Source organism: Ruegeria sp. BG8 (genome assembly GCF_056538325.1).
Genome location: NZ_JBQFSZ010000009.1, coordinates 85,890 through 112,412, shown reverse-complemented (window position 1 = coordinate 112,412; position 26,523 = coordinate 85,890). Strand labels below are relative to the sequence as shown.

The window sequence follows — 26,523 nt, the reverse complement described above, 5'->3', positions numbered from 1 at the left end:
AGGTCGTGGTGATCTGCCACCTCATACCGAAAATAACCTTTCGTGCCGTAACTTCGGCCGCGCACGACAGTTGATACGCGAAAATTCGCACTGAATGGTTTGTCAACAAAGTTGGCTGGTGCAGCATGAATTGCTATCCTTCGTCACCAATTCATGGGAGGGAAAAATGCCATCAGAAGCCATAGATCAGGTTTTGAATGATGCCGTGGCAGCGCAGGACGTGCCATTTGTCGTCGCGATGAGCGCTAGTGCCGACGGCGTCACTTACTCAGGAAGTGCAGGACAGGCTGCTGAAGGTCGTGCCGCAGGTGAGAACACGGTGTTCAGGATTTTCTCTGCAACCAAGGCTGTTGGATCATTGGCTGCGATGATCATGATTGATCGGGGTAAGATGTCTATGGACACACCTGTGGCCGATATCCTTCCCGATTGGAACAAACTGCAAGTGTTGGATGGCTGGGACGGGGATAAGCCAATTATGCGCGCGCCGAGGACAACAGCAACGATACGGCACCTCGCAACGCACCGCAGTGGGCTGGAATACGAATTCTGGTGCCCTGAAACAGCAAAGTACCTCGAAGCAACCGGCCACCCCAGCATCTTATCCGGAACAAAGGAATCTCTGTTCTATCCCTTGATGTTCGATCCGGGTGAGCGGTGGGGCTATGGACCCAGCACTGACTGGCTGGGCCAGGTCGTTGAGGCTGTGGATGGGCGTCGCATAGACCAGTTCTGCCACGAGGAAATCTTTGGCCCCCTTGGCATGAACAATACAGCTTTTGAACCCGATGCGCTGACTGACCGTCTGGCCGGCGTTCAAGCGCGCGGCGAGGATGGTAAGTTTGTTCCGTTCGAATTGGCTCCGCCACCAAATCCCGAAGTTTATGGTATGGGGCACTGCCTGTATTCCACGGCACCGGACTATATGAAGTTCCTGCGCATGCTCCTGAACAGTGGTGAGCTGGACGGCAATCGTCTCTTGTCCGAAGCCGCGTTCGCCGAAATGTTCGAAGACCAGATGGAAGGAAAGCTTTTTGAGCGCATGGTAACCATTGCACCGCCTGTGACGGCGGATGTCGTATTGCCCGGAGGAACAACCCACAGTTTTGCAGCCGTCCGTTCGGAAGCAGATGTACCTGGACGCCGCAAGGCGGGTACGCAAAGCTGGGCGGGTGTGTGCAACACACATTATTGGGTCGACCGCGCGTCAGACGTTGCTGGCGTAATTTTTACGCAGTCGCTGCCTTTCGTCGAAGAGCCTTATATGCGGACATATGAAGCGTTCGAAACGGCTGTCTACGCGAACTGACTGACCATTGGGCGCGGATATTCGCGACCTACGCCCAATTCAGCTTTGCACCGCTAAACTATCTATTCTTTGGCAAAGTGACATTCGCCGTGGTCGCTTGTTTCTACGCGGTCTTTCCAAAAGTTGCCCCCGTTGCTTTGGGTGAAGGAGGGCTCTGATGGGCGCAGCGTTGGTTCGAGAGGGTAATGTCCGGTTAGGGTTGTGAACAGATCGGTGAACACGTAGTGCGCAACACTTGAGGTTGAGATCGCCAAATCCACCGCCCGATATCCAGGACACGACTCTCTTGCTTTACCCGTATTGATAGCAGTTCAGCCGCGGGTATTTGAGAACGGGAAACGCTGCACCCGAAGTACACCGCGCACAGTTTAACCGACCTTGACGTCAATGCGTGGACCGCCCGTGGAAACTTGGGCATTGCCATGACGCTTTTGGATATGGTGTGCGGTGAATTACTTTAGTTGCAGGTGACGAACGAAGCACCTAAGATACCGGATATGTTCGCTTTCTAACCCAGCTGCCGCGTGCTACCAGATCGGGTCAGGCACTGATTGATTTCATGAGGCTCGGCTGAACCTACCAATCTATGGCAACGCCATCGCGAAAGAACCCTCCGGTCGGGCCGCCATTCGGTAAGGTCGCCGCCCATATCTGTGGCTACCCAGCCGGGACACACGGCGTTGACGAGAATGCCCTGAGGTTTCAGCGCGGCGGCGGTCTTGAGGGTCAGCGCGTTCAAGGCCGCTTTGGAAACGCCATAGCCGGGTGTGCCAGCGGACATGCTGGTCAGCGACCCCGCACCAGAGGACACGTTGACGACCCGGGCGTCCGTGCCTCGTTCTAACAATGGCACCGCCGCAATCGTGGTCTCCCAAGGACCGAAAAGGTTCGTATCAAACGCTCGTCGTACCCGGTCCAGATCAGCAAGGTGAACCTGTTGGTCGGCGTCATAATCCACACCCGCGTTGTTCACCAAAACATCAAGGCGACCATAGGCCGATTCAATCGTCAAAAAGAATGCTGCGGCAACAGAGTCCGGGCTAGACACATCCAGTTGCAAGGCTTCGGCCCCATATCCGATTTCATCCGCAGCAGCTCTCCCTTTTGCCAAATCGCGCGCACCGACCAAAACCTTCATCCCATGGTCCCGGGTCAATTGGCGGGACACTTCTTCACCAATACCGCGATTGGCGCCGGTCACGAGTGCGATGCGCTGACTGGTCATGGTCCCTCCGTCAATTCGCCTGGGCCGCGCGTTGGCCGGCAAGAGCCACAAGCCCACGGTCACCGGATTCCCAGAGTGCCGTCATGGTCATCGATGTGACAACCCAGCGGTCGTCTGATTTCTCAAGCTCATAGTCATAGCGGCCACCCAGCACCCATAGGCCGTCATCAAGACGATGGGTTGCTGTGAAATCAGCCTGTGCCGTGGCGAATGTGTCGGACAGAGAGGTTACGGTGTGATTGGCTACCATGTGGTGCGTCGCGTCGAAACCGGGAAGAAAGGCGGACCACCCCGCCACAAGCTCATCAGCGGGTTGCGTGACCGAATCGCCGCCCCAAAGGCTGGTGTAATCCGTCGTGACTGTGTCGGCAAACGCGCCGCGCACGCGGGTCCAGTCGTAGCGGTCAGCGCCGGCCGCGATGTCGGTGATTGTGGTCAAGATATCGGCCTGTTGTTCAGCAAAAGCTGCGGTTCCGATCATGGAAACGGCAGCAAGGGTCGATGTGAGTTTTTTGCGCATGAGGATGCTCCGAATAGAATAGATATGGGTGGACGCCGAACGATTGCTCGGCGTCCAGACAGGTCTTAGTTGCTGGAAGCGGCGCGGAAGTGGTCAGCGACCGTGTCGGCTGCGCGGGTGACATCCGCGGGATTGTCGTAGAAATCGAACTGCGTGACATCCTCCAGCCATTGCGCTGTGGCATCACCTGCAAAACCGGCAAGGAAGGTTTGAACGCCCTGAGGAATTGCCGCGCTTTCCGAGTGCACAATGGCCAGCGGCTTGTCCAAACGCTGCGGATTGTCGGCGGGGTGATAGGTCAGCCAACCTTCCCAGCCTGCATTGTTCCACTTGTCGTCATATTCTGGGATCGCGCCACGGTCGGCCTCATAGTAGTAGCCGCCGATCGGCATCAGCACGCCCTCGGCCCCCTCGGGGCCTGCGGCAGGGATGATCTGACCGCCTGCGGCCTCGGCGGCGTGGGAAACCTCGATCAGCCCGGCGACACCTTCTGCACCGCCATAGACAGCCTCAACGATTTCTTTATTCTGCAACCATGGTGCAACCAGACCCAACCGTTGAATCAGAGGATTGCCGGAGACCGCATCGACCATGTACCCGGCCGAGGCGCAGATCCCCAACCCGTTGATGTGATCTGCGTCTACTTCGGGCAGCGTGGCGACGAACGCAATGGCCGCTTTGATGTCCGATGTCTTGGCCTGAGGGCTTTCAACGAAACGCACGTTGTTCGGCAAATCGCCCGATTTGCCCCAGCCGCGGAAGTCAAAGGTGAAGGCAGCAAAGCCGCGCTCGGCCATCTCGCGCGCATAGTTCGCGGGCATCTGTTCCTGAACCGAGGTCCAGGCCCCGGTCACGACGACTGTGGGCAGTGGCTCGGTCCCGCGCTCTTCCGGCAGGTACAGCGTTCCCGACAGAGTGGCACCTTCATTCTCGAAGGTAACGGTGCGGGTTTCAACCTGCGCAACGGCAGCGGTTGACGCCATCAATGCGGCAGCGGTGTTCAGGGCGAGGGTGTTCATAGCGGTATCTCCCAAAATCTGTCTGGATGGGCACATGCCCGATGACATCTGAGATACGCGGTCGGCGGCAGGGATACTTGCACCGGACTGCTGCGTTTTTGAAAAATCCTGCTTCAGACGGCATTCGCCGCACGGAACGCGCGCGGGGTCTGCCCTACCACCTGTTTGAAACTGCGCGTGAAATGCGCCTGATCTGAGAAGCCACAGGCCAAGGCTATATCGCCCAGAGGGCGCGCAGGATCCTCGATCATTTTCATCGCCTGTTCGACCCGGTAGGCCATGACATATTGCATAGGGGTCGAGCCCAGCGTTTCCTTGAACACCCGCGCGAAATGCGAGGGGCTCATGCCCGCCTCATGGGCCAGTTGATCGACGGTGATCGTCTGATCCAAACGGTCCTGCACATAGGTCAGCACCCGTTGATAATGCTGAGAGGTAAAGCGCGCCGACAGCTCGACCTCTTCCGCGCGGCGTTTGCCGTATTTCTGCAGCAGTTTGACAAGAAACACCCGGCTCATGGCTTCGAACATCACGGCTGAGGACATGTCGTCCGTTGCCAGCGCATCGCGCAGAATGACACCTGCGGCACATAGGTCAGGATCGGAAAACTGCGGCTGGTCGTGAAACTGCTCCGGTGCGAGCAGCATACCGAGTTCCGTCTGAGCAAAGCGCTGGACCTTGTCCGGGTTAAGAGTGATCACGATCACATCGGACTGCCCGTACCACCGCCAACCCGACCGCATGCCTGCCGGGGTCACGATGACCTCATCCTTGCAAAAGGTGAAATCCCGCAGCGTGCCGTCCCGCCAGTTTTGCACGCGATGTCCCTTTTCCTGTAGGTTCAGAAGGACGTGGTGTTCCGAAAACACCTCTTCCGGCATCCGATCAGGGTCGGCCCGAAAATACCGCACTGACATCAACCCCGCCGCCGAAGGGCGCTGCATCTCGTCACTGTTCAGCAACGGTTCTGACGGATAGATATCAGCGTATCTAAGGGGCAAGGGGCGGCTCCGGCTGGCAATGCTTGATATGTGGGGTCTGCGCGGGCAGGCTCAATCACGTTGCTGGTGCTTTATGTGGTCTATGAACAGCCTCAGGGGCATCATGGATTTATACTCGCGTGGGAAATACATGAAAATACCGGGGGTGGGGGCCAGGTGATCCTCAAGAACTGGCGTCAACACTCCGGTATCAATCAGTGGGGCGACGTAAACCCTGAAGGTATAGGCCAACCCTAACCCTCTTTTCGCCAGATCGACGGTTGCAGGAAGGGCGTTCGCGATCAGATTGCCCTGCACATCGACGGCATATTCCTCCTCAGCCGATTGAAAACTCCACGGGGCAATCTGGCCCGAGGACTGGAACCTGTAGCGGATACAGGTATGCCCCAGCAGATCGCGCGGCGTTTCCGGCATACCCCGTTCCGACAGATAATCCGGGCTGGCGACAACAGTCACCGGCAGCGGCTGCGTCAACCGCACTGCCACCATATCCTGCGCAACACGATCCCCCAGACGGAATCCAGCATGCAACTCCTCGCCGAGTATGTCTGAAAGGGCATCCGTCAGCGACAGTTCCAACTCGATCTCGGGATACGCGGCGCAAAAGCTCTTGAGGATCGGACCCACATAAAGGTGATAGGCAAACTCCGGCATCGCCAGTTTCAACGTACCCCGAGCGGCGTGACCGGTGCTGCGCGCGCTTTCGACCGCCTCGGAGAGTTGATCAAAGGCAGGCCCCGCGCCGCGGATCAGGGCGCGTCCGGCCTCGGTCAGGCTGATCGAGCGTGTTGTCCGAATGAACAGCGCGGTGCCCAATTGGTCTTCCAACGCTTTCAATTGATGGCTGACGGTTGACGGCTTAATACCCAGAGCCTCGGCCGCAGCACGAAGCGATCCGTGGCGCGCGATGGCGGTAAAGATTTCAAGCGTGGCGAGTGGCAGGCGCATCGTCTCCCCGAACTGATTAATTATTCGATCCTATACATGAAAGAAGTGCCAGCAGGGTGAATTATCACGCTATGCCGGGATTATTATCTTAGTGTCACCGTATTCAGGAGGACACAAGATGAACACTCTGACCAAAGTTTCTGCCCTCACCGCTGCTCTGATCACAGGAGAGACCGCCATGGCCGCATCCCCAGAAGACAATATCAAGGTCGTTCAGGATTTCTTCGCCGCCTATGGCACCAGTGATCTGGACGGTATCGCAGCCGTGATGGACGAAAACGTCAAATGGCACATCCCGGGCCGCCACCCCCTGTCCGGAACCAAGACCGGTCGGGACGAGGTGCTGGCGTTTTTCGAACAGCTAGGCACCGCCGGGTTTCAGGCGGAACCCATCTATTTCGGCGCGGATGAGACCAATGTGGTTGATATCCACCGTGGCTGGTCGAACGCCGATGGCAAGCCGAATGTCGATACGACATGGGCCCTCGTCTACCGGATCGAGAATGGCAAGATCGTTGAGGCAACCAACTTGTCCGCTGATCAGGATGCGGCAAACACGTTTTTCTGGTCCCAATACTCGCTGGCTCCGGTCCCTGAGCGACTAGCCAAGTAAACCACAGACAGGTGGTTCAAGGGATCGACTACCCCAAAATCAGCACCTCTGATCATAAGAGCATTCTTGGATTAGGTGCTGAACTATGGCTTCGCTTCTCCCCTACAGTAGCTTTGACGCTCTGACGTCGGGACGCTCGAACAGCGGATTGGGCGGAATTCAAGCCAGTCTCTTTTTGTTGCCCAAGCAACTGACTGCAAATGTCGTAGCTTGGGGTATTGGTCCAAACCTGCTGATACCAGCATCATCCAGCGATGGAATCGGACGGAATGAATGGGGGCGGGGATTGCTGTATTGGCGTTAAAGCAACCGAAACCCTGGACCATCGGAGTTCTTACTAGCCACACTTGGGGCGTATTCGGCGCTGACGAACAGCAAAGCGACACATTCTTCAAACCTTTTTTAATTAGACGACCCATAGAGCGTAGACGTTCGTTCTCAACACCGAGAGCACGTATGATTGGGTAGCTGAAAAATGGTCGTCCCAATCAATGCCCAAGTTAAAAAGGTTGCCTGGATCGGGAGCCAGCGTGTGAGTTCTTCTGCAGGTTTACGAAACTGGGTCTCACCCTCGGAGAACGGGCCAGAAAACTGGGGCGCCGCATTATGGGCAACTTTCCTCTTCCCGAAATGACACGGTGGATCTGTAGCACCTTTTTAGGACCAACTTACCCACCAGCATCCATCCAATTATTGCATGGTTTTTTATGCGGACTAGCGGTGAAAGAGTAGACGCCTAGTGGCCAGCGAAAGCAATGTAGGTTATGTTTGAGCAATAAGAGACATGCATGCAGCCTCAGTTTGCGTCACATTACTCTAATGCTTGCTATCAAGTTGTATTGTTAGGTTTTGGTGGAGCCTAGGGGAGTCGAACCCCTGACCTCTTGCATGCCATGCAAGCGCTCTCCCAACTGAGCTAAGGCCCCAACATGTTCTGCCGCAGCAGTGGGCGGACGTTTATGAGACAGTGGCGGTGAGTGCAAGTCCAAAAATGGAATCCGCCAAAAACTTTCTGACCCAAATCCGGGATTGGCGCGAGGCGGCGAAGCGCCGCCTCAGACCGCGATCAGTTCTCGTCTTCGGACGACATGTCGGTGATGTCGTCCAGCGAGACATTGTCATCGCTGTCATCATCATCGTCCAGCAGATCGTCGTCCAGATCCACATCGACGTTGTCATCATCATCCAGAACCAGATCGTCCTCGGATGCGTTTTCGCGTGCTTTTGCCGACGCTGCGTCTTCTGCGTCTGCGGCGATCATGCGGCTTTTGCCGGTGTCCAGCTCCACGATCTCGCCGGTGTAGGGGCTTACGATCGGGTCCTTGTTCAGGTCATAAAACCGTTTGCCTGTTGTCGGACAAACGCGCTTTACGCCCCATTCTTCCTTGGGCATGTCAAATCCCCTTGATATCAGGTGAGTCGTGTCAACGATTCAGGTCACGTGCCACATGCGGCGGGGACTGTCAAAGCCTTTGAGCAGGAGAAACAGGACAATGGGAGATTACGCACTACCCGGAAGGCCTCCGGTGTCGTTGACCCTGCGCAAATCGGCGCGTGCGCGACGGATCAGCCTGCGGATTTCCCAGTTGGACGGGCGCGTTACCCTGACTTATCCGGTCGGTGTGCCCGAGACCGAAGCCCTGAGTTTTGCGCGGCTCAAAGAAGATTGGATTCGTCAGCATCTGCAGGATCGCCCCGACCCGGCGACGGTTCAATTCGGCCAGTCTATTCCCGTCGAAGGTCGTGCACGACGACTCGTTCCGGCCGAAGGGCGGCGTGTGTTGTTGAAGGATAATGAAATTGCCGTGCCAGAAGGGTCTGAGGCTAAGCGCCTTGCCCGGTTCCTGAAAGAATTGGCCCGTGATCGGCTGACCGGCGCGTGCGATGACTACGCCGCGATGTTGGGGCGCGAATACGCGAGCCTGACGATGCGCGATACCCGTTCGCGATGGGGGTCGTGCAGTTCGGCAGGTGGTTTGATGTTTTCATGGCGTCTGATCCTGGCACCGCCTGACATCCTGCACTACGTCGCAGCCCATGAGGTGGCGCATCTGGTTGAAATGAACCACTCTCAAGCTTTTTGGGTGCAGGTCGAACGCATCTTCGGTGACTACAAAGCGCAACGCCGTTGGCTGCGCGACAACGGGGCGCAGCTACATCAATACAGATTTGACACGAGCGTGAGTTGACGCTGGGCCAATTTGTGATCACATAGGGAAATGATTACCGCGCGGCCATCGGACTCTCAGACTGCGACTCATGATCGGGTTTATCGCGCCCTTCGTTCCAGGATCATGCATGGTGATATTGCGCCAGGACAGGCGCTGACCCTTCGCGGGATTGGTAAAGAATTTGGAGTGTCTATGACTCCTGCACGCGAAGCCGTTCGGCGGCTTGCAGCAGAAGGCGCTTTGTTCTTGTCATCCTCAGGCCGTGTCTCGACCCCCGAGCTTACAAACGATCGGATCGAAGAACTGGCCGCACTGCGCGCCCTGCTTGAGGTCGAACTTGCCAGCCGAGCGTTGCCGCGGGCCCATATCGCGCTGATCGACCGTTTGCAAAGCATCAATATGACTGTGGCCGAAATGGTCACCAAGCGGGACGCTGTCGGCTATATCCGAACGAACCTCGAATTTCACCGAACGTTGTATCTGCGGGCGCAGGCCCCGGCGATGCTGGCGATTGCAGAGACCGTCTGGTTGCAGTTGGGGCCGACCATGCGTGCGCTTTACGGTCGATTGCGCCGTACCGAGCCGCCCCATTACCACAAGCTGATCATAGCAGCGCTGAAAGCCGGGGATGAGCCCGGATTGCGGCTGGCTGTGCGATCCGACGTCACGCAAGGGTTAAGGATGCTGGTCAGCTAGGCGACCCATTGCCGATGCGCCTTGAATATCTGAATTCTGTGCAGCTGTTCTGGTTTGAGGGCCCGGTCTGGGCTACGCTGAACCAAATCACAACAAGAGCAGATTTCAGTCATGATAAATCGTCGAGTATTCTCAGTCGGCCTCGGATCTTCGCTGTTGGCCGCCTGTTCAGGGGGGACGCAATCTACGGCCCCTGTGTCCCGGATGCGCGCTGTTCCGAACGCAGGCTGGGATGCCTGGGTTGCCAGCTTTAAAAACCGTGCGGCAGGGCAGGGTATTTCTCAGACCACGATCAATCAGGCGTTTCAAGGCGCAGGCTATCTGCCCGGCGTTATTGAGCGCGATCGCAACCAGGTGGAATTCAAACGCTCACTTGAGGACTACTTGGCCATTGCTGCATCGGATGAGCGCATTGCGACGGGACAGCAGATGATGACGCGCCATGCTGGAACCCTTTCGCAAATCGAAGCGAAATACGGTGTCGACAAAGAAGTGGTCGTGGCGGTTTGGGGGCTGGAAAGTCGTTATGGCGCCCGTCGTGGCGATATTCCTGTGGTGTCGGCCTTGTCGACACTGGCCTATGACGGGCGGCGCGGTCAGTTTTTTGAAAGTCAGTTGGTTGCAGCGCTTGAGATTTTGCAGAACGGCGACACCTCGCCTGCGAACATGACCGGCAGTTGGGCTGGTGCGATGGGGCATACGCAATTCATCCCGACATCGTATCAGGCCTTTGCGGTGGACTTCACCGGTGACGGGCGTCGTGACATTTGGTCAGAGGATCCCACCGATGCGTTGGCGTCGACGGCTGCATACCTGTCGCGCTCGGGCTGGGTGCGTGGGCAGCCGTGGGGAGGCGAGGTTGGAACGGTGTCGGGTACCCCGGTTGCCGTATTGCAGCCGCAGGTGCCGGGGCCGCGTATCGCGGTTTTTCGCAATTTTCAGGTGATCAAACGCTACAACAACTCGGACAGCTATGCGATCGGGGTTGGGCATCTTTCCGACCGTATTGCGGGTGGTGCACCGTTTCAGACGTCGTTTGGGCCGGATGCAACAGGTTTGACGCTGGAAGATCGCAAAGAGCTACAACGTCGGCTGACCTCGGCTGGGTATGACACGCAAGGGGCAGATGGGGTGATCGGTAACAACACCAAATCTGCCATCAGCGGGTATCAAAGCGCCAATGGCTTGCCAGTGACCGGAGAACCCTCTGTATCCCTGCTGCGTAGACTTGGGAGGTGACGCTTAGGCGGCCAACCCTTTCGAGCCGATGTCCAGGAATTTCTGACGCCGGTGCCGGATCAGTGCGGCAGCGTCCTTGCCTTCAAGCTCTTGCAGCATTGCGGCAATCGCGGCGCGAACGGATTCTACCGTCGCGGTCCGATCCCGATGTGCACCGCCTTTGGGCTCTGTTATGATGCGATCGCAGACGCCCAGCTTGTACAGGTCCTGTGCCGTCAGGCGTAGCGCTTCGGCAGCTTCACGCATTTTCTCGGCGTCTTTCCACAGGATCGAAGCACACCCTTCCGGGGAGATCACAGAATAGACGGAGTGTTCCAGCATTGCGACACGGTTGGCCGTCGCGAACGCCACCGCACCGCCAGAGCCACCTTCACCAATGATGACAGACACCAAAGGCACGCCGATTTTCAGGCACATTTCCGTTGACCGGGCGATGGCTTCGGACTGGCCGCGTTCCTCAGCACCTTTGCCGGGATAGGCACCGGCCGTGTCGATTAATGTGATGACGGGCAGGCCAAAGCGGCCGGCCATCTCCATCAGTCGTACGGCTTTGCGATAGCCTTCGGGGCGGGCCATGCCAAAATTACGTTCGATGCGGGACTTAGTGTCCGAGCCTTTTTCATGGCCGATCACCATAACGGGTTGATCGTTAAACCGCGCCAGACCACCAATTACAGCCAGATCATCAGCGAAATTCCGGTCACCGGCCAATGGCGTGAACTCGGTGAACAGCGCCTCGACATAATCTTTGCAATGGGGGCGTTCCGGATGCCGGGCCACCTGGCACTTGCGCCACGGGGTCAGGTCTTCATAAAGCTCTTCCAGCAGTTTGGCGGCCTTGGCGTCCAATGCTGCGGCCTCTTCGGCTACGTCCATTTCTTCGTTGGCACGCGCCAGTGCACGCAATTCCTCGGCTTTGCCTTCGATCTCGGCCAGGGGTTTTTCGAAATCCAGATACTGGGTCATGACGCCTCTCAACGCGGAAGTTCCCTGCTATATGACCTGACGCCGCTTGGGATGCAACTCAGCAAGATTTGTGGATGCGCAATATGTTCAGTTGAGACGGCAAGGAAAGAGGATCGGATCGGATGGCAAACAGCTATGAGGCACGCATTCTGCGCGTTTTGGCCTATATCCACGACAACCCTGCCGGAGATCTGTCATTGGATGCTTTGGCGGATGTCGCTGCCATGTCGCGGTTTCACTGGCATCGTGTATTTCGGGCCATTACGGGCGAGACCTGCGCGCAGGCCGTGCGCCGGATCAGATTGCACCGTGCGGCCAGCCGTCTGGTGCAGTCCGACATGGCGATCGCGCAGATTGCGCGTGATGTCGGTTATCCGAACCTCAACTCCTTTGCGCGGGCTTTTACCGACGCCTACGGCGCCAGCCCGGCCGCTTTTCGAAAGGCCGGTCAGTTTTTGCCCGCAAATCCACTTTTCAAAACAGGAGACTATCCCATGCACCCAATTGAAACCCGCACCGAGCCCAGCCGGCGTATTGTCGGCTTGAAACACACCGGCAATTATTCCGAGATCGGCAAAAGCTTTGAAGCCTTCGGCGCGTTGTGCGAAGCTCGCCAGCTTTGGCCCAAACTTGGTCCGGTGATCGGCGTTTATCTTGATAGCCCTGACGAAGTGCCCGAAGACCAACTGCGCAGCTACGCCGGTGCCGAATTCTCTGGTGAGGCAACGCCGGATGGGATGGAGGATATGCAAATCTCCGGCGGTAAAACGGCAGTTCTGACCTACAAGGGCCCGTATTCCGGAATCCACGCGGCCTATCACAGCCTGTTTGGCAACTGGCTGCCGGGTTCAGGCGAAGAACCCGCCGATCAGCCATGTTACGAGATCTATCTGAACGATCCGCGCGACACCGCGCCCGAAGATCTTTTGACCGAAATCTGCCTGCCCTTGAAGTAGATAATCTGCAGCAGGGGTCTTTGCGTAGCAAAGCAGAGAACAGTGCCGCGATAACCTGATCGAAAAAACCGGCGCAGGGCTGCAAAAGCCCACGCCAACTGTTGTTCGGGAGCGGCCCTGACGCTGATGGATGATAGATAAACCGAGTTTCACAGGTTTTGGTACTCAGCGACGAGAACGTTCAGATTTCTGGAGCTCGATAAGCGCGTCGTATTTTGCGGTTTGATCGCGCGCCAAACACGCGTGTCAGCCGAATTGTGAAGAAGGCCTCACTTGCAGGGTCACAAGTCACACCGTAGTGTTCGGCCATAGTCCTAACCAAAATGGGGAAAAACCCCAATCGGGACCACACTCAGGGAGAAGACCATGAAATTCGTTGTTTCGACAGTGCTTGCATCTGCTCTGTTGTTGGCAGCTGGAGTTGCGATCGCGGAGCCCCTCAAGCTGACGCCAGCCAATCCTCAGCCGTCTAATCTAAAGGCCGGTTTGAACGTGAACTACGTTTGGGGAGGTTCGCCGCCCGCGGCTATCCAAAACGTTACATCCGCCAAGCTGCTTTTGAAGAAAAAAGCCGAACCCGGCGAACCGCTGAGGGGGTTGGACTATCGGGACACGCGTAAAGGGGATCCAGTTTTAACGCACCCGGAACACTATAATGTTGCTGCGGATATCTCGGGTTACATCCGGTTTGACTCCCCAGGCATCTATGAACTTGAGACGTGGTCAAATGATGGCGTGGAAGCTTTTATTGGCGGTCAACTCGTAGGAGACACTTTGGGTCGTCAGCCGTGTGATCCCAACCAGTTGGTCGAAGTCGAGGTTCCGAAGGCGGGCTGGTATGAACTCAAGATGGTCTATTTTCAGAAATACAGCACCGCGTGCCTCATGATGAAGTGGGGTAAGGCAGGCGAGAAGCTGACATGGGTGCCGAACGACGTTTTCGGTCGAAAATAAAACGGGCGCTTTGCCGCGCCCTTTAACTATTAGTTGCCCGCCGCGATCAATTCGGCCTGCGCGACGATCACCTCGGCCTGTTTGATGGACGCAATATCGACCAGACGGCCCTTATAGACGGTTGCCCCTTCACCGTTTGCTTTGGCTTGTTCCATCGCGGCCAGAATTTCGCGCGCTTCTGAAACGGCCTCGTCTGATGGGGTGAAGACCTCATTGGCCAAAGCGATTTGCTTGGGGTGGATCGCCCATTTGCCGACCATTCCCAAAGTGGCCGAGCGTTTGGCCTGTGCAATGAAACCGTCATCATCCGAGAAATCGCCAAAGGGCCCGTCTACCGGCAGCACACCATGGGTCCGGCAAGCAGCGACGATAGCGGCTTGTGCCCAATGCCAGGGGTCGGACCAGTGCTTTTCGCCCTCGCGCAGCATGTAATAGTTTTCCTGGGTGCCGCCGATGCCCGTGGTTTGCATTCCCATCGACGCCGCAAAGTCCGCAGCACCCAAGCTCATGGCTTGCATACGTGGGGATGACGCTGCGATTTCTTCGACATGGGCGATGCCTGCGGCCGATTCAATGATGACTTCAAAGCTGATCGGTTTGGTGCGGCCTTTGGCGCGCTCGATCGCGGTTACCAGCGCATCGACCGCATAAACATCAGCGGCACAACCAACTTTGGGGATCATAATCTGGTCCAAGCGGTCGCCAGCCTGTTCCAGCAGATCGACGACGTCGCGGTACCAATAAGGCGTGTCCAGCCCGTTGATGCGCACGGACATATACTTGTTGCCCCAGTCCACAGAATTTAGCGCCTCGATGACGTTTGCACGCGCGGCGTCTTTGTCGGTGGGCGCGACCGAGTCTTCGAGATCCAGATTGATTACATCCGCTGCAGATGCCGCCATTTTGGGGAATAGCTTTGTATTCGATCCCGGCCCGAACAATTGGCAACGGTTGGGGCGCGCAGGGGCGGTGGGTTGAATGCGAAAGCTCATCGGGACCTCGTGCGAGAAAGGAAATTACGTTTTTGTCGCCCTTGTGGGTATTAAATTGCGCGCACCTCCGCAAGGGGCTTTGTGCGAGTGCAGCATTGCAATCGCAGCATTCCCCGAATTCAGTGGTTGTTTCGATGGTTAAAGTTTAATCACTTTAAGAATTCGACAGATTTTCGCGCGAAATGACCCGTAGGCGCAAAATTTTCCCGACCAATTGAGTGCTGCCGGTCGAAAACGAGAAACACTCGTTCGGCACGTCCCATAGCCTGCGGCGGAATCAAAGGAGTGCACCGCAATGATCGAGACACCGTATCTGTTGTTTTTGGGCGATGCGCCCGACCAGCTCGCAGCAAAAGTTGCCATTGGTATCCGGGACTGGCGTCCGGAAAACGCCGTTGGTCAATTCCGGATGGATGGTTGCAAGGCCGATCTGGGGATGAAAGACCTGACCCTTGCCGAGGCGAAGGAAGCGGGCGCAAAGACACTGGTCATCGGTGTTGCAAACCGCGGCGGCGTTATCAGCGAGGCGTGGAAAGCGGTTTTGATCGAGGCGCTGGAGATGGGCTTTGACCTTGCTTCTGGTTTGCACAATCTCTTGCGCGACGAAGGTGATCTGGTTGCCGCGGCACAGACTCACGGCTGTACGCTGCATGACGTACGTGTTCCGACCGTGGGCTATCCGATCGCGAATGGTAAGAAGCGCACAGGCAAGCGGTGCCTGGCCGTTGGCACAGATTGTTCTGCGGGCAAGATGTACACTGCGATGTCGATGGATGCCGAAATGCGTGAGCGTGGGATGAAATCGACTTTCCGGGCTACCGGGCAGACGGGCATTCTGATCACCGGTGGTGGCGTTCCGCTGGACGCTGTGATCGCAGACTTTATGGCAGGCTCGGTTGAATACCTTACACCTGACAATGACGAAGACCACTGGGACCATATCGAGGGGCAGGGCTCTTTGTTCCATGTGTCGTACTCTGGCGTGACGATGGCTCTGATCCATGGCGGACAGCCTGACGCGCTGATTTTGTGCCACGAACCGACGCGGACCCATATGCGTGGCTTGCCCGAGTATTCTCTGCCCACCTTGCAAGAGCTTCGGGACACTGCCTTGCCGTTAGCGCGGATCGCAAACCCGGCTTGCCAGGTTGTTGGCATTTCGATCAACACACAGAATCTGGGTGAAGACGAAGCGAAAGAATACATCGCAAAGGTCGAGGCCGAGATGGGGTTGCCTGCGACAGATCCTTATCGCTTCGGCGCTGGCAAACTGGTGGATGCTTTGGCGGCTCTGTGATCTAAGCGATCCGGGTCTCTTAACTTCGATCCGTTTGAAACAAGGGGTGAACGCGTGCAGATCAACGTCGCTCGTGATGTATTTCGGTTGGCGCAGGTCTTTACGATCTCGCGCGGGTCCAGAACCGAGGCCAAGGTGCTGACTGTCCGTATCTCTGACGGTCAGCATCAAGGTTGGGGGGAATGCGTCCCCTATGCCCGGTACAACGAAACTCTGGAATCGGTCGAAGCCGAAATCAACGGCTTGCCCGATACCTTCGACTGCACGCAGTTGATCGATCTGTTACCGGCTGGCGCTGCACGTAACGCAGTGGACTGCGCGCTGTGGGATCTGGAGGCCAAGCGTGCAGGTCGACGTGCGTGGGACTTGGCGGGGTTGCCCGTGCCGGGCTCCGAAATCACTGCCTACACCCTTTCGTTGGACACGCCCGAGGCGATGCAGGCACAGGCCGCGCAGAACGCGCATCGCCCGTTACTGAAAATCAAGCTGGGTACACCCGATGATATGCCCAGACTGGAAGCGGTCCGCGCCGGCGCACCAAAGGCCAAGATCATCGTCGACGCGAATGAGGGCTGGTCTGCCGATGTTTACGCCGACCTTGCCCCGCATCTGGTGCGGTTGGGCGTGGCGCTGGTGGAACAACCTCTGCCAGCCGGGGATGACGAGGCGTTGATCGGGATGGATCGGCCAGTTCCGGTATGTGCGGACGAATCCTGTCATGACCGTTCCAGCCTGCCAAAGTTGAAGGGCAAGTATGATGTCATCAATATCAAGCTGGACAAAACCGGTGGCCTGACCGAAGCGCTTGAACTGCGCAAAGCGGCCATCGCCGAAGGCTATGACATCATGGTTGGATGTATGGTTGGCAGTTCCCTCGCCATGGCGCCTGCGACCTTGTTGGCGCAGGGTGCGATGGTAACAGACCTTGACGGCCCGCTTCTGTTGGCCGAAGACCGCGACAACCCGCTGACTTTTGATGACGCCGGGGTGCATCCGCCTGTGGCTGCGCTTTGGGGCTGAGGAGAACAACATGACCCGCACTGTTTACGTGAACGGAGAGTACCTGCCTGAAACAGAGGCCAAAATCTCGATCTTTGACCGCGGTTTTCTGATGGCGGATGCCGTTTATGAGGTCACAAGCGTGCTGGACGGTAAGCTCATCGACTTTGAAGGTCATGCGGTGCGACTGAAACGATCGCTTGACGAGCTGCAGATGGCAGAGCCCTGCACCAAGGAAGAGCTGCTGGAAATCCACCGCAAACTGGTCGAACTGAATGGGATCGAAGAAGGGCTGGTTTATCTGCAGGTCTCACGCGGCAGCGACGGCGACCGTGACTTTGTTTTTCCTTCTGCCGACACCAAACCGACGCTGGTTTTGTTTACTCAGAACAAACCGGGCTTGGCGGACAGCCCTGCCGCCAAAAAGGGTGCCAAGATCATCTCGATCGACGATATCCGCTGGGGTCGACGCGATATCAAGACGGTACAACTGCTTTACCCGTCCATGGGCAAGATGATGGCTAAGGCTGCGGGTTGCGATGATGCCTGGATGATCGAAGACGGCTATGTCACCGAAGGTACCAGCAACAACGCCTATTTCGTCAAAAACGGAAAGATCGTGACCCGCCCGCTGTCCAACGACATTCTGCATGGGATCACGCGCAAGGCCGTATTGCGCATGGCGGCCGAGGCGCAGATGGAAGTCGAAGAACGTTTGTTCACCATTGATGAAGCAAAAGATGCAGACGAGGCGTTCACCACATCTGCCAGCGCTTTTGTCATGCCCGTGGTGGAAATTGACGGTGTTGCGCTGGGCGACGGGACGCCCGGTCCGATCGCCACGCGTTTGCGCGAAATCTATTTGGATGAAAGCCGCAAAGCAGCGGTCTGAACCAAAGGCCCGCCGCTTGGCGGGCCTTTGTCCGATAAGGGGTTAACCCTTTTTCGTGACGTTCTCTTCGAAAGCGACCTTGAACTCTGCCTGCTTTTCAGGGCTTGCGTCGGTCTGGTAGTTCGCTTTCCACTCGTCCATGGTCATGCCGTAGAACTTCTGACGGGCTTCGTCCTTGCCCATCTCGATACCTTTTTCATTGGCTGCCTCTTGATACCAACGCGACAGGCAGTTGCGGCAGAACCCGGCCAGATTCATCATGTCGATGTTCTGAACATCGGTGCGGTCTTCCATCAGGTGCTTTTGCAACCGGCGGAACGCGGCGGCCTGAAGTTCGATTTCGGTTTGATTGTCCATGGTCTGGCTCCGGATAACGATCTCTTTGCCTTTGACCTAGCGGTCCGACGGCAATGTTTCAACAAACGTCTTGTCAGGCCAGCTTCAACGCCAGCCAAGGCACGACGCAGAACACAAGTGTAAGGATCTTGTAGTTGGCCAGATATCGAAAATACGCGCCCTTCACCTCGGGCGCGTCCATCTGGAACATCCTGCCATGTATGTCTGCAATCCGATCCTGCGCCAAAACAATCATTGCTGTTGTGAACAGCAAAACGGCAACGTTGATCACGGCCATCCAACCAAAGACGGCCATCAGAGTTTCCTGAGTCATGGTCGCCTCCTTTCCCCGCAAACATGGGGTTCAGGGTACGGCCTCACAATAGCGTGTGATCAAAGGTCGCTGTCAGCGAGCGCATCCTGCAATACAATCGCCAGCCGTTCGGCCCACGCCCTTTGACCTGTGTGATCTGCAATCAGATCGTTGCGCAACTCGATCAACGCATTTGGACGGCCAAACGTGGTGCAATGCTTGTCGATCGCATCACCGGGCAGGACACCGGTGTAAGGTTCGTTTACGCCAACACACAGATCGCCTTCCGATTTCAGCCGGTTGACCAGGGGGCGCGCAAACCGCTCGTCCGGCGTATGCAGAACGCCGATATGCCAGGGCCGCGGCGCGCGTCCACGCAGTTGGCGGGTAAACGAATGCATCGACACAATTACCGCATGGGGCAGGGCGGCCAGTTCCGCCAGCGCGTTGTGGTAGGGCCGGTAGCACATGTCCAGCCGCCGTTCGCGTTCTGCGGCATCTGCGTGACGATTACCGGGGATGATCGAGCCGTCATAAAGCTTCATCAATAGGGTCGGGTCGTCCTCACCCCGATTGGGGTCTATCACCAGCCGCGAGAAATTGGCCGCGATAACCGGGGCATTCAGGATTTCGCCCAAGTACTTGGATACTTCGTATGCACCAACATCATAGGCGATGTGGCGTTCCATATCCTCTCGCGCCAAACCAAGATCGCCACCGTTGATGCTGGGCGGTACGGTGTTGGTCGCATGGTCACATGTGATCAGCCAGCGCGATGGTCGATCCGCGCCATGGATAAAAAACGGAGAATACGTCATGAGCCTGTCATCTAGTTTGTCGCAGGTGTAGGGCAGTTGCTTCGAAAAGGGAATTGCGCAATAAGCAGCGCAAGACTTGTTTGCGGTAACATGACGCGTTTGAGGAGAGCTAGACCAATGCGACGCCTGAGAAGTGTAAAAATCGTGGCAACGCTGGGGCCGGCGTCCAATGACTATGATACAATTCGCGCTCTGCACGAGGCAGGTGCAGATGTTTTCCGCCTGAATATGAGCCATGGCAGCCATGACGAGATTCGCGAACGTCACCGTATGATCCGTCAGGTTGAAAAAGATCTGGACAGCCCGATTGCAATTCTGGCCGACCTGCAGGGTCCAAAGCTGCGTGTGGGTGTATTCGCAAACGAAGCAGAAGAGTTAGTGGAAGGTGCCTCCTTCCGGCTGGATTTGGATCCCGCTGAAGGCAACAGCGACCGAGTTTGCCTGCCCCACCCCGAGATTTTCGCAGCTCTGGAACCCGGCGCACGCCTGTTGGTCAACGATGGGAAAATTCGTTTGATCGTTCAGGACTGCGGGCAGGATTACGCAAATTGCACGGTTGAGGTTGGCGGCACGATCTCGAACCGCAAGGGTGTGAACGTACCGGATGTCGTCTTGCCGCTGGCGGCGTTGTCCGCCAAGGACCGTGACGATCTGGAATTTGTGTGTCAGTTGGGTGTCGACTGGCTGGCGCTCAGCTTTGTGCAGCGCGCTAAAGATGTCTTTGAGGCGCGTGCGTTGGCTGATGGCCGTGCCTCGATCCTGTCCAAGATTGAAAAACCCGCAGCGGTTGAGGCGTTTGATGACATCCTCGACGCATCCGATGGGATCATGGTCGCGCGCGGCGATTTGGGTGTAGAACTGCCAGTGTCTGCTGTGCCGCCGATCCAAAAACGTTTGGTGCGCAAGTGCCGGGGTGCCGCCAAACCTGTGATCGTGGCAACCCAGATGCTAGAAAGCATGATTGAAAGCCCGATGCCGACACGGGCCGAAGTGTCTGACGTGGCAACGGCAATCTATGAAGGCACTGATGCGATCATGCTCAGCGCGGAGTCTGCTGCCGGTTCGTACCCGATCGAAGCCGTGCAAACGATGAACAAAGTTGCAATCGAGGTCGAAGCAGACCCGACCTACACTCAGATTATCGCGTCCTCGAGGACTGCAAAGGGCACCACGATTGCCGACGGTATCGTTGCTGCTGCACGCGAGATCGCCGAGAAAACGGATATCAAAGCGATTTGCTGTTTCACCCAAAGTGGAACAACAGCCCTTTTGACAGCGCGTGAACGTCCCGGTGTTCCGATCATTGCAATGACGCCTGCCACAGGTACTGCGCGCCGCCTGTGCCTGACATGGGGCTGCCATTGCGTCATGACGCCCGAGCTTGAACGTTTCAAAGGCGCGGTGGTGAACGCCGCCCGCGCTGCGCGCGCAGGCGGTTTTGCCGCCGAAACTGATCAGATCGTGGTTACCGCAGGCGTTCCTTTTAACGTGCCGGGAACCACTAATATTCTGCGGATTGCTCCATGTGATGAACGGCTGATCTATAACACCGATCCAGGTTGATTTGCGGTCTGCGCACGGTTTTGCCTTAAAATTAGGCAAAAAATAAACAATAAAAACAAATGCTAAGGTGGTTAGGGGCTGAATGTTTCAGTTTCCCCTCTATTTTTCGGTGTTTTTCTTGGATACTGATGCACGTGGGCGGCCCTTTAAATCAGTTCCAGACTCCGGCTGCCCGACCCGGGGGCACGGGCCCCGGCATAATCAACAATATTGGAGGAACGTCATGACAACAAAGATTGTCATTGGGCTGGACGGGACAGAAACCGGAGAACGTGCGATTGCCTTTGCCAAGGATTTGGCCGGGCGTATCGACTCTTGTGAATTGCTGGTGGTTTACGTCATTGAATGGTCCCCTTTCACTTTCCAGACACCTGAGGAAAACGCTTTGCGCCACAAGCGACGCGAAGAAGAAGTCACGCTGGCCACGTCGCGGATCGTGACGCCAACAGTCGACGCGTTGACAAGCGCCGGTTTCAAAGCTCATGGCATCGTGCGCCACGGCGATGTGGCCGAAACGCTCAATGCGATTACGCTTGAGAATGGTGGCACACAGATCATCGTCGGCCGCGCTTCGGCTGACGGGTTCAAGAAACGGTTGTTTGGCAGCTCGACGCAGAACCTTGTGATGCATGCCGATGTTCCGGTCACGGTCGTGAACTGAGGGGAGGGACAAGAATGAACATTCAAAATAAATTGGGTCTTGCCACATTGGCTGCCTTGGCTGCGGGCCCTGCTGCGGCCCAAGAAGCGGTTGGCTTGGACCAGAAAATCAACCAGGCCTTTGCCGATTTCACCGGGCCTTTCGTCAGCTTTATTTTCGCGCCCTTCCCGGGAACGGGGTTCCCTTGGATCGTTGGTTGGCTGGTCGTCGCTGCGACCGTGTTCACGGTGTATTTTGCCTTTGTGCAGCTTCGGTTCTTCAGCCATGCGATCAGCCTTGTAAAAGGCGACTACTCCGATCCCAACGACGCCGGTGAGGTTAGCCACTTCCAGGCGCTTGCTACGGCGTTGTCGGGCACGGTCGGCCTTGGGAACATCGCGGGTGTTGCGGTGGCCGTCGGCATTGGCGGGCCGGGTGCTACGTTCTGGATGATTGTCGCGGGCCTTTTGGGCATGGCATCGAAATTCACCGAATGTACGCTGGGCGTAAAATACCGCAACGAATACGAAGACGGCACCGTTTCCGGTGGTCCGATGTATTACATGTCCAAAGGATTCAGCGAACTGGGTCTTCCGGGCGGTAAGATACTGGCCGTTCTGTTCTCAATCTTCTGTATCCTTGGCGCGTTGGGCGGGGGCAACATGTTCCAGGCCAATCAGGCGCACCAGCAGATCGCGGGCATCGTCGGCGATTACCCCGGCTGGATCACAGGCCTTGTCTTCGCAGGTATTGTTTTCGCGGTGATCGTCGGTGGTCTGAAGTCTATTGCACGTGTGACTGAGAAGGTCGTGCCCTTCATGGGGGTTATGTATGTACTGGCGGCGTTGATCATCATCATAATGCACGCTGACCAGATCGGCTGGGCCTTTGGTCAGATCTTCGCAGGTGCCTTCACGGGCCTCGGCGTTGCTGGCGGCATGGTCGGAGCGCTGATCCAGGGCTTCCGCCGTGCGGCGTTCTCGAACGAAGCGGGCGTGGGTTCTGCGGCGATCGCACACTCGGCGGTACGGACCAAAGAACCGATCACCGAGGGCTTTGTCTCGTTGCTTGAGCCGTTCATCGACACGGTTGTGATCTGTACTATGACGGCACTGGTGATCATCATCACCCAGCAGCTGATCATTGATCCGCAAACCGGTCTGTACATGCTGACTGAAGATGGCAGCGGTATCGCCACCGTTGATGGCAACTCAGGCGTCAGCCTAACCTCGGCGGCCTTTGCCAGCGCCTTTGGCTGGTTCCCATACGTGCTGGCGATTGCCGTGGTGCTGTTCGCCTTCTCGACCATGATCAGCTGGTCCTACTATGGCCTCAAGGCGTGGACCTACCTGTTTGGCGAAGGTCACACCAAGGAGCTGGTGTTCAAGATCATCTTCTGCGTTTTCGTTGTGATCGGTGCAGCGGCCAACCTTGGCCCGGTCATTGACTTCTCGGACGCGGCGATCTTTGCCATGGCGGTTGTAAACGTCTTTGCGTTGTACTTCCTGATGAAAGTCGTGCGAGAGGAACTGGCCAGCTATGCAGCCCGGCTGAAAAGCGGTGAAATCCGCAAGTTCGGTCACTAACTAAACCCACCGGGGCGACACATGTCGCCCCGGTGCCTGACCTTGCTGCGAAATGCGCAGATTCTGGTCGAAACCCCCTTGCCAGTATGATCGAACTTGCGTAAACGGCCCATCTGATCGCGTGACCGGCCGAGATGGCATGCCGAGTCGCGTTTAGTACCGAACCCTGGAAGGAGACGGAAATGCCTAAGATGAAGACAAAGTCGAGCGCCAAGAAGCGCTTTAAGGTGACTGCGACCGGTAAGGTCCTTGCTGGCCAGGCCGGCAAACGGCACGGCATGATCAAGCGGACCAAAAAGTTCATCCGCGATGCCCGTGGCAACACCACCCTGTCCGCCCCCGACGCCAAGATCGTCAAGGGCTACATGCCCTACGACCGCTAAGAGGAGATACCAACATGTCCCGCGTTAAAGGTGGAACCGTAACTCACGCCCGTCACAAGAAGGTCATCAAGGCCGCCAAAGGTTACTATGGCCGCCGCAAGAGCACCTTCAAGGTTGCCCGTCAAGCTGTCGACAAGGCCAACCAGTATGCAACCCGCGACCGCAAGAACCGCAAGCGCAACTTCCGCGCGCTGTGGATCCAGCGCATCAACGCGGCTGTCCGTTCGCATGACGAGGCACTGACCTATTCCCGCTTCATCAACGGCCTGAACCTGGCCGGCATCGAAGTGGACCGCAAAGTTCTGGCCGACCTGGCCGTACACGAACCGGAAGCGTTCGGTGCGATCGTCGCCAAAGCTCAGGCCGCTCTGACTGCCTGATCCTCTGGTACAGAGAGACAGTGAATGAAAGGCCGTCCCGTTTGGGGCGGCTTTTTTGTTTAAAAAGCTTTGTGACACCAGCTTTGTCTGAGCGATGATGTACGCGCTTGCAGGCTGTCTGATTTCTTATTTGCAAAAGCTTTGGTGCCAATGAGTTAGTTGAGATATGCAATATGACCCTATGGTGATATGTAAAGAAGGCAGACAAACAAATAGCTGAGTACGATGGCAGCAAAAATCGTTTTCCACTTGGGGCCTCAAAAAACTGGCACCACGTCTATTCAGGCTTTGATGGTCCAAAACCGTGCCAGATTGCTGCCAAGGGTGGGAACTGTCGTACACCCTCGGCAAAGTCGCGATCTTTTTTATGCGACCGAAGCTTGGCTGTCCGAAAAATCGGAAGACAACCGACTGAAAATAGCCAATGTCTTGCGCCGTGTGCAAAAAAGACATGATACCTGTGAAACTGTGATAATTTCGGAGGAACGGCTCATTAGCCACAGGCTGTTTTCAGAGACCTCTGATTTTATTGAAGATAGTGCGTGTTTGATTCCCTTGTTGGCAGAGTTAATCGGACCAGAGCGGTGCACGTTTGTCTATTACTACCGAAATTTTCAAAGCTGGATTGCAAGCGCTTATAGACAGGATGTTAAAAGGCTGTCGGAGAAGAGATCATTCTCTGAGTGGGTTGATAACCTGACCTTTGATTCAAACTGGCCATCGAAACTCGAATCGAAACTGGATCCGGGTATAAATCTGTTCTTTGTCGATATGACTGAAGACGCTCAATCTGGACCACTTGGCCGCAAATTGCTTGAAATCGCTGGCGTTGATAGCTGGGAGATCGATCAAATGAAACTTGTTAAGCCAATGAATGAAAGATTGCCAGATGGGGCGACTGCTTTCATGCGTGAAATCAATTTGCTTGGATTGAAGCCAAGAGTAGTGATGAAAATTCGCCAAGTCGTTCTTGATAACCAAGGTGTTTTCAATAAGGAATACGACCTATAGATTTGCAGCTCATTCGCCAATTTCTCGCTTGATTTTGCATACTATTACTGCGCGAAAAATCAGATGACGCATTTGACACCATCTGATTCTCCCCAGATTTGTGCAGGAATTTCTGTTTAATCGCGACTACCCAAACACACGCCCCAACGCACCGTCGACGGCATCGGTGATCTGGTCGATATCGTCCGGCGTCGCTATCAGCGCGGGTGAGAAGCACAGCGTGTTGTTCTTACCTGGAACCGAGCGGTTGGTGACACCGATGATCACGCCTTGCGCCATGCAGTCGGCGACGACTGCCTGCGCCAGTTTCTCGTTCACTGGCTCGCGGGTGGAGCGGTCCGAGACCAGTTCTGCCCCAAGGAACAGGCCCTTGCCGCGCACGTCACCGATAACCTTGTGCTTTTCCATCAGCCCCTGCAGGTTACCCATCATGCGGGCCCCCATGTCGGTGCAGTTCTGCAGCAGGTTCTCGTCCTCGATGATCCGCATGTTCTCGATCGCCGCAGCGGGGCCAGCGGTGCAACCGCCAAAGGTCGAGATATCGCGGAAATAGTTCATCGGGTCGTCTGCATTGTCTTTGAACATGTCAAAGATTTCTTCGGTCGTAACCATGCAGGCAATCGCGGCATAGCCCGACGCCACACCCTTGGCCATGGTCACAAAGTCAGGCTTCACGCCATATTGCTGATATCCAAACCATGTGCCGGTACGACCAATGCCGCAGACGACCTCGTCGATATGCAGCAAGATGTCGTATTTATCGCAAATCTCTTGCACGCGCTGCCAATAGCCCTCGGGGGCCTCGATGACGCCACCACCGGCAGTCACAGGCTCAAGGCAAAGGGCACCAACAGTGTCGGGGCCTTCACGCAGGATGACCTCTTCGATCTGGTCGGCGGCCCATTCGCCAAAGTTTTCCTCGGGCGCGCCGTTCAGCTCGTGCTTGCGGTATTCCATGCAATGGGGCACGCGCAAGAAATCCGGTGCAAAGGGGCCGTATTGCGCGTTGCGTTCATCCTGACCGCCAGCCGACATCGCCGCAAGGGTCGAACCGTGATAGTCGCGGTCGCGATACAGAATCTTGGTCTTCTTGCCGCCGTATTTCTTATGGGCGATCTGGCGGACCATCTTGAAGGCTTTCTCATTCGCCTCAGAGCCCGAGTTCATGTAGTAAACGCGGCTCATCCCCGGCATCTTGCTGATTAGCTTTTCGGCAAAGATCGAACCCGGGATAGACCCGGCCGAGTTGGCGAAATAGCACAGCTTCATCAGCTGGTCATACACGGCCTTGCAGATCGATTCGCGGCCATAGCCCACGTTGACCGTCCAGACCCCGCCGGATACCGCATCCAGATGTTCCTTGCCGTTCTGATCCCAGACGCGCATGCCTTTGCCTTCGACAATGATGCGCGGATCGTTGGTTTCAAAGGGCTTATGCTGGATCAGGTGGTGCCAGATATGGGCGCGGTCGGCCTCGACCACGCGGGAAAGATCGTTTTCGTTGAACGTGCCGTCCATGACATGTCCTTTCAGCAAAAGTGGGCGCGCAAGGTGCCTGAGGCCCCTGTGTTTTCGATGGCTCAGATCACCGCGAATGACCATCGGTAGATAGGGCCAGATTGCACCATCCCGTATTGCCAGTCTATGCCTGCGCCGTATTTCTACGGGTTTGTCAGAAACGTTTCTTTATGATCAA

29 protein-coding genes and 1 tRNA gene are annotated in these 26,523 nt (G+C 56.4%); 17 read left to right on the top strand and 13 right to left on the bottom strand.

The window, feature by feature from the left end; all coding sequences use genetic code 11:
* Nucleotides 1-166: 166 nt before the first annotated feature.
* Nucleotides 167-1,309, top strand: a complete 1,143-nt coding sequence (locus ACR0DG_RS16825) for a serine hydrolase domain-containing protein (protein ID WP_480698745.1) — start codon at nucleotides 167-169, stop codon at nucleotides 1,307-1,309.
* Between the two features lie 508 nt (nucleotides 1,310-1,817).
* Here the strand turns inward: ACR0DG_RS16825 and ACR0DG_RS16820 are convergent.
* The 5 genes from ACR0DG_RS16820 to ACR0DG_RS16800 form a co-directional block, all read right to left on the bottom strand.
* Nucleotides 1,818-2,534, bottom strand: coding sequence for an SDR family NAD(P)-dependent oxidoreductase (locus tag ACR0DG_RS16820; protein ID WP_480698743.1), 717 nt, complete (start codon nucleotides 2,532-2,534; stop codon nucleotides 1,818-1,820).
* A 10-nt stretch (nucleotides 2,535-2,544) separates the two neighbouring features.
* The gene (locus ACR0DG_RS16815; protein ID WP_480698741.1) at nucleotides 2,545-3,054 is read right to left on the bottom strand and encodes a nuclear transport factor 2 family protein; all 510 of its coding nucleotides are present in this window, start codon (nucleotides 3,052-3,054) and stop codon (nucleotides 2,545-2,547) included.
* A gap of 65 nt (nucleotides 3,055-3,119) precedes the next feature.
* Nucleotides 3,120-4,073, bottom strand: coding sequence for an alpha/beta hydrolase (locus ACR0DG_RS16810; RefSeq protein ID WP_480698739.1), 954 nt, complete (start codon nucleotides 4,071-4,073; stop codon nucleotides 3,120-3,122).
* A 113-nt stretch (nucleotides 4,074-4,186) separates the two neighbouring features.
* Nucleotides 4,187-5,074 carry a helix-turn-helix domain-containing protein gene (locus ACR0DG_RS16805; protein WP_480698737.1) on the bottom strand — a complete coding sequence of 296 codons (888 nt, stop codon included), beginning with the start codon at nucleotides 5,072-5,074 and terminating at the stop codon, nucleotides 4,187-4,189.
* A 51-nt stretch (nucleotides 5,075-5,125) separates the two neighbouring features.
* On the bottom strand, nucleotides 5,126-6,022 hold the full coding sequence (locus tag ACR0DG_RS16800) for a LysR family transcriptional regulator (protein ID WP_480698735.1): 897 nt from the start codon (nucleotides 6,020-6,022) through the stop codon (nucleotides 5,126-5,128).
* A 118-nt stretch (nucleotides 6,023-6,140) separates the two neighbouring features.
* On the opposite strand from ACR0DG_RS16800, the gene ACR0DG_RS16795 reads away from it, so the two are divergent.
* Both ACR0DG_RS16795 and ACR0DG_RS16790 read left to right on the top strand, forming a co-directional pair.
* Nucleotides 6,141-6,635, top strand: a complete 495-nt coding sequence (locus tag ACR0DG_RS16795; protein WP_480698733.1) for a nuclear transport factor 2 family protein — start codon at nucleotides 6,141-6,143, stop codon at nucleotides 6,633-6,635.
* 85 nt (nucleotides 6,636-6,720) lie between these two features.
* Entirely contained in the window at nucleotides 6,721-6,939 is a 219-nt protein-coding gene (locus tag ACR0DG_RS16790) for a hypothetical protein (RefSeq protein ID WP_480698731.1), read from the top strand.
* Between the two features lie 546 nt (nucleotides 6,940-7,485).
* Here the strand turns inward: ACR0DG_RS16790 and ACR0DG_RS16785 are convergent.
* Nucleotides 7,486-7,561 (bottom strand) — tRNA-Ala (locus ACR0DG_RS16785).
* 140 nt (nucleotides 7,562-7,701) lie between these two features.
* Nucleotides 7,702-8,028: a TIGR02300 family protein gene (locus ACR0DG_RS16780; RefSeq protein ID WP_480698729.1), complete on the bottom strand. Its 327-nt coding sequence runs from the start codon at nucleotides 8,026-8,028 to the stop codon at nucleotides 7,702-7,704.
* 100 nt (nucleotides 8,029-8,128) lie between these two features.
* On the opposite strand from ACR0DG_RS16780, the gene ACR0DG_RS16775 reads away from it, so the two are divergent.
* The 3 genes from ACR0DG_RS16775 (at nucleotide 8,129) to ACR0DG_RS16765 (ending at nucleotide 10,741) form a co-directional block, all read left to right on the top strand.
* Nucleotides 8,129-8,824 (top strand): M48 family metallopeptidase, encoded by a 696-nt coding sequence (locus ACR0DG_RS16775; RefSeq protein ID WP_480698727.1) that lies wholly within the window; start codon nucleotides 8,129-8,131, stop codon nucleotides 8,822-8,824.
* Nucleotides 8,825-8,854: 30 nt separating this feature from the next.
* On the top strand, nucleotides 8,855-9,502 hold the full coding sequence (locus ACR0DG_RS16770) for a GntR family transcriptional regulator (protein ID WP_480698725.1): 648 nt from the start codon (nucleotides 8,855-8,857) through the stop codon (nucleotides 9,500-9,502).
* A gap of 111 nt (nucleotides 9,503-9,613) precedes the next feature.
* Nucleotides 9,614-10,741: a lytic murein transglycosylase gene (locus tag ACR0DG_RS16765; protein WP_480698723.1), complete on the top strand. Its 1,128-nt coding sequence runs from the start codon at nucleotides 9,614-9,616 to the stop codon at nucleotides 10,739-10,741.
* A 3-nt stretch (nucleotides 10,742-10,744) separates the two neighbouring features.
* Here the strand turns inward: ACR0DG_RS16765 and ACR0DG_RS16760 are convergent, their stop codons facing one another.
* The gene (locus tag ACR0DG_RS16760) at nucleotides 10,745-11,707 is read right to left on the bottom strand and encodes an acetyl-CoA carboxylase carboxyltransferase subunit alpha (RefSeq protein WP_480698721.1); all 963 of its coding nucleotides are present in this window, start codon (nucleotides 11,705-11,707) and stop codon (nucleotides 10,745-10,747) included.
* 122 nt (nucleotides 11,708-11,829) lie between these two features.
* Between ACR0DG_RS16760 and ACR0DG_RS16755 the strand changes: the two genes are divergently transcribed.
* On the top strand, nucleotides 11,830-12,663 hold the full coding sequence (locus tag ACR0DG_RS16755; protein ID WP_480698719.1) for an AraC family transcriptional regulator: 834 nt from the start codon (nucleotides 11,830-11,832) through the stop codon (nucleotides 12,661-12,663).
* Between the two features lie 366 nt (nucleotides 12,664-13,029).
* A complete protein-coding gene (locus ACR0DG_RS16750; protein WP_480698717.1) occupies nucleotides 13,030-13,617 on the top strand; it encodes a PA14 domain-containing protein in 588 nt (195 codons plus the stop codon).
* 29 nt (nucleotides 13,618-13,646) lie between these two features.
* Here the strand turns inward: ACR0DG_RS16750 and ACR0DG_RS16745 are convergent, their stop codons facing one another.
* Complete coding sequence (locus ACR0DG_RS16745; RefSeq protein WP_480698715.1) at nucleotides 13,647-14,609, bottom strand: L-malyl-CoA/beta-methylmalyl-CoA lyase; 963 nt, start codon at nucleotides 14,607-14,609, stop codon at nucleotides 13,647-13,649.
* 295 nt (nucleotides 14,610-14,904) lie between these two features.
* Between ACR0DG_RS16745 and dgcN the strand changes: the two genes are divergently transcribed.
* From dgcN to ACR0DG_RS16730, 3 genes are read left to right on the top strand one after another with little or no spacing between them, the layout of a single operon-like run.
* The gene (gene dgcN / locus ACR0DG_RS16740; protein WP_480698713.1) at nucleotides 14,905-15,906 is read left to right on the top strand and encodes an N-acetyltransferase DgcN; all 1,002 of its coding nucleotides are present in this window, start codon (nucleotides 14,905-14,907) and stop codon (nucleotides 15,904-15,906) included.
* A 54-nt stretch (nucleotides 15,907-15,960) separates the two neighbouring features.
* On the top strand, nucleotides 15,961-16,926 hold the full coding sequence (dgcA, locus tag ACR0DG_RS16735; protein WP_480698711.1) for an N-acetyl-D-Glu racemase DgcA: 966 nt from the start codon (nucleotides 15,961-15,963) through the stop codon (nucleotides 16,924-16,926).
* 10 nt (nucleotides 16,927-16,936) lie between these two features.
* A complete protein-coding gene (locus ACR0DG_RS16730; protein ID WP_480698709.1) occupies nucleotides 16,937-17,797 on the top strand; it encodes a D-amino-acid transaminase in 861 nt (286 codons plus the stop codon).
* 42 nt (nucleotides 17,798-17,839) lie between these two features.
* Here the strand turns inward: ACR0DG_RS16730 and ACR0DG_RS16725 are convergent, their stop codons facing one another.
* From ACR0DG_RS16725 to ACR0DG_RS16715, 3 genes are all read right to left on the bottom strand, one after another.
* Nucleotides 17,840-18,154: a DUF1244 domain-containing protein gene (locus ACR0DG_RS16725; RefSeq protein ID WP_480698707.1), complete on the bottom strand. Its 315-nt coding sequence runs from the start codon at nucleotides 18,152-18,154 to the stop codon at nucleotides 17,840-17,842.
* A 73-nt stretch (nucleotides 18,155-18,227) separates the two neighbouring features.
* On the bottom strand, nucleotides 18,228-18,467 hold the full coding sequence (locus tag ACR0DG_RS16720) for a DUF6868 family protein (protein ID WP_480698705.1): 240 nt from the start codon (nucleotides 18,465-18,467) through the stop codon (nucleotides 18,228-18,230).
* A 59-nt stretch (nucleotides 18,468-18,526) separates the two neighbouring features.
* Nucleotides 18,527-19,264, bottom strand: coding sequence for an N-formylglutamate amidohydrolase (locus ACR0DG_RS16715; protein WP_480698703.1), 738 nt, complete (start codon nucleotides 19,262-19,264; stop codon nucleotides 18,527-18,529).
* Nucleotides 19,265-19,381: 117 nt separating this feature from the next.
* On the opposite strand from ACR0DG_RS16715, the gene pyk reads away from it, so the two are divergent.
* The 6 genes from pyk to ACR0DG_RS16685 all read left to right on the top strand — a co-directional run bounded on the left by pyk (nucleotide 19,382) and on the right by ACR0DG_RS16685 (nucleotide 24,827).
* Entirely contained in the window at nucleotides 19,382-20,827 is a 1,446-nt protein-coding gene (pyk, locus tag ACR0DG_RS16710; protein ID WP_480698701.1) for a pyruvate kinase, read from the top strand.
* Nucleotides 20,828-21,050: 223 nt separating this feature from the next.
* Nucleotides 21,051-21,488, top strand: a complete 438-nt coding sequence (locus ACR0DG_RS16705) for a universal stress protein (RefSeq protein WP_480698699.1) — start codon at nucleotides 21,051-21,053, stop codon at nucleotides 21,486-21,488.
* Between the two features lie 14 nt (nucleotides 21,489-21,502).
* Entirely contained in the window at nucleotides 21,503-23,053 is a 1,551-nt protein-coding gene (locus ACR0DG_RS16700) for an alanine/glycine:cation symporter family protein (protein WP_480698697.1), read from the top strand.
* Between the two features lie 182 nt (nucleotides 23,054-23,235).
* Complete coding sequence (gene rpmI, locus ACR0DG_RS16695; protein ID WP_010443552.1) at nucleotides 23,236-23,436, top strand: 50S ribosomal protein L35; 201 nt, start codon at nucleotides 23,236-23,238, stop codon at nucleotides 23,434-23,436.
* A 14-nt stretch (nucleotides 23,437-23,450) separates the two neighbouring features.
* Nucleotides 23,451-23,816, top strand: coding sequence for a 50S ribosomal protein L20 (rplT, locus tag ACR0DG_RS16690; RefSeq protein WP_152457001.1), 366 nt, complete (start codon nucleotides 23,451-23,453; stop codon nucleotides 23,814-23,816).
* Between the two features lie 225 nt (nucleotides 23,817-24,041).
* Nucleotides 24,042-24,827 (top strand): hypothetical protein, encoded by a 786-nt coding sequence (locus ACR0DG_RS16685; RefSeq protein ID WP_480698695.1) that lies wholly within the window; start codon nucleotides 24,042-24,044, stop codon nucleotides 24,825-24,827.
* 126 nt (nucleotides 24,828-24,953) lie between these two features.
* On the opposite strand, the gene ACR0DG_RS16680 is transcribed toward ACR0DG_RS16685, so the two are convergent.
* A complete protein-coding gene (locus ACR0DG_RS16680; RefSeq protein WP_480698693.1) occupies nucleotides 24,954-26,345 on the bottom strand; it encodes an aminotransferase family protein in 1,392 nt (463 codons plus the stop codon).
* Nucleotides 26,346-26,523: the final 178 nt, after the last annotated feature.

Coding starts and splice junctions, on each gene's coding strand:
- ACR0DG_RS16825 (WP_480698745.1), top strand. CDS start 167: ATGCCATCAGAAGCCATAGATCAGGTTTTGAATGATGCCGTGGCAGCG.
- ACR0DG_RS16820 (WP_480698743.1), bottom strand. CDS start 2,534: ATGACCAGTCAGCGCATCGCACTCGTGACCGGCGCCAATCGCGGTATT.
- ACR0DG_RS16815 (WP_480698741.1), bottom strand. CDS start 3,054: ATGCGCAAAAAACTCACATCGACCCTTGCTGCCGTTTCCATGATCGGA.
- ACR0DG_RS16810 (WP_480698739.1), bottom strand. CDS start 4,073: ATGAACACCCTCGCCCTGAACACCGCTGCCGCATTGATGGCGTCAACC.
- ACR0DG_RS16800 (WP_480698735.1), bottom strand. CDS start 6,022: ATGCGCCTGCCACTCGCCACGCTTGAAATCTTTACCGCCATCGCGCGC.
- ACR0DG_RS16795 (WP_480698733.1), top strand. CDS start 6,141: ATGAACACTCTGACCAAAGTTTCTGCCCTCACCGCTGCTCTGATCACA.
- ACR0DG_RS16790 (WP_480698731.1), top strand. CDS start 6,721: ATGGCTTCGCTTCTCCCCTACAGTAGCTTTGACGCTCTGACGTCGGGA.
- ACR0DG_RS16780 (WP_480698729.1), bottom strand. CDS start 8,028: ATGCCCAAGGAAGAATGGGGCGTAAAGCGCGTTTGTCCGACAACAGGC.
- ACR0DG_RS16775 (WP_480698727.1), top strand. CDS start 8,129: ATGGGAGATTACGCACTACCCGGAAGGCCTCCGGTGTCGTTGACCCTG.
- ACR0DG_RS16770 (WP_480698725.1), top strand. CDS start 8,855: ATGATTACCGCGCGGCCATCGGACTCTCAGACTGCGACTCATGATCGG.
- ACR0DG_RS16765 (WP_480698723.1), top strand. CDS start 9,614: ATGATAAATCGTCGAGTATTCTCAGTCGGCCTCGGATCTTCGCTGTTG.
- ACR0DG_RS16760 (WP_480698721.1), bottom strand. CDS start 11,707: ATGACCCAGTATCTGGATTTCGAAAAACCCCTGGCCGAGATCGAAGGC.
- ACR0DG_RS16755 (WP_480698719.1), top strand. CDS start 11,830: ATGGCAAACAGCTATGAGGCACGCATTCTGCGCGTTTTGGCCTATATC.
- ACR0DG_RS16750 (WP_480698717.1), top strand. CDS start 13,030: ATGAAATTCGTTGTTTCGACAGTGCTTGCATCTGCTCTGTTGTTGGCA.
- ACR0DG_RS16745 (WP_480698715.1), bottom strand. CDS start 14,609: ATGAGCTTTCGCATTCAACCCACCGCCCCTGCGCGCCCCAACCGTTGC.
- dgcN (WP_480698713.1), top strand. CDS start 14,905: ATGATCGAGACACCGTATCTGTTGTTTTTGGGCGATGCGCCCGACCAG.
- ACR0DG_RS16730 (WP_480698709.1), top strand. CDS start 16,937: ATGACCCGCACTGTTTACGTGAACGGAGAGTACCTGCCTGAAACAGAG.
- ACR0DG_RS16725 (WP_480698707.1), bottom strand. CDS start 18,154: ATGGACAATCAAACCGAAATCGAACTTCAGGCCGCCGCGTTCCGCCGG.
- ACR0DG_RS16720 (WP_480698705.1), bottom strand. CDS start 18,467: ATGACTCAGGAAACTCTGATGGCCGTCTTTGGTTGGATGGCCGTGATC.
- ACR0DG_RS16715 (WP_480698703.1), bottom strand. CDS start 19,264: ATGACGTATTCTCCGTTTTTTATCCATGGCGCGGATCGACCATCGCGC.
- pyk (WP_480698701.1), top strand. CDS start 19,382: ATGCGACGCCTGAGAAGTGTAAAAATCGTGGCAACGCTGGGGCCGGCG.
- ACR0DG_RS16705 (WP_480698699.1), top strand. CDS start 21,051: ATGACAACAAAGATTGTCATTGGGCTGGACGGGACAGAAACCGGAGAA.
- ACR0DG_RS16700 (WP_480698697.1), top strand. CDS start 21,503: ATGAACATTCAAAATAAATTGGGTCTTGCCACATTGGCTGCCTTGGCT.
- rpmI (WP_010443552.1), top strand. CDS start 23,236: ATGCCTAAGATGAAGACAAAGTCGAGCGCCAAGAAGCGCTTTAAGGTG.
- rplT (WP_152457001.1), top strand. CDS start 23,451: ATGTCCCGCGTTAAAGGTGGAACCGTAACTCACGCCCGTCACAAGAAG.
- ACR0DG_RS16685 (WP_480698695.1), top strand. CDS start 24,042: ATGGCAGCAAAAATCGTTTTCCACTTGGGGCCTCAAAAAACTGGCACC.
- ACR0DG_RS16680 (WP_480698693.1), bottom strand. CDS start 26,345: ATGGACGGCACGTTCAACGAAAACGATCTTTCCCGCGTGGTCGAGGCC.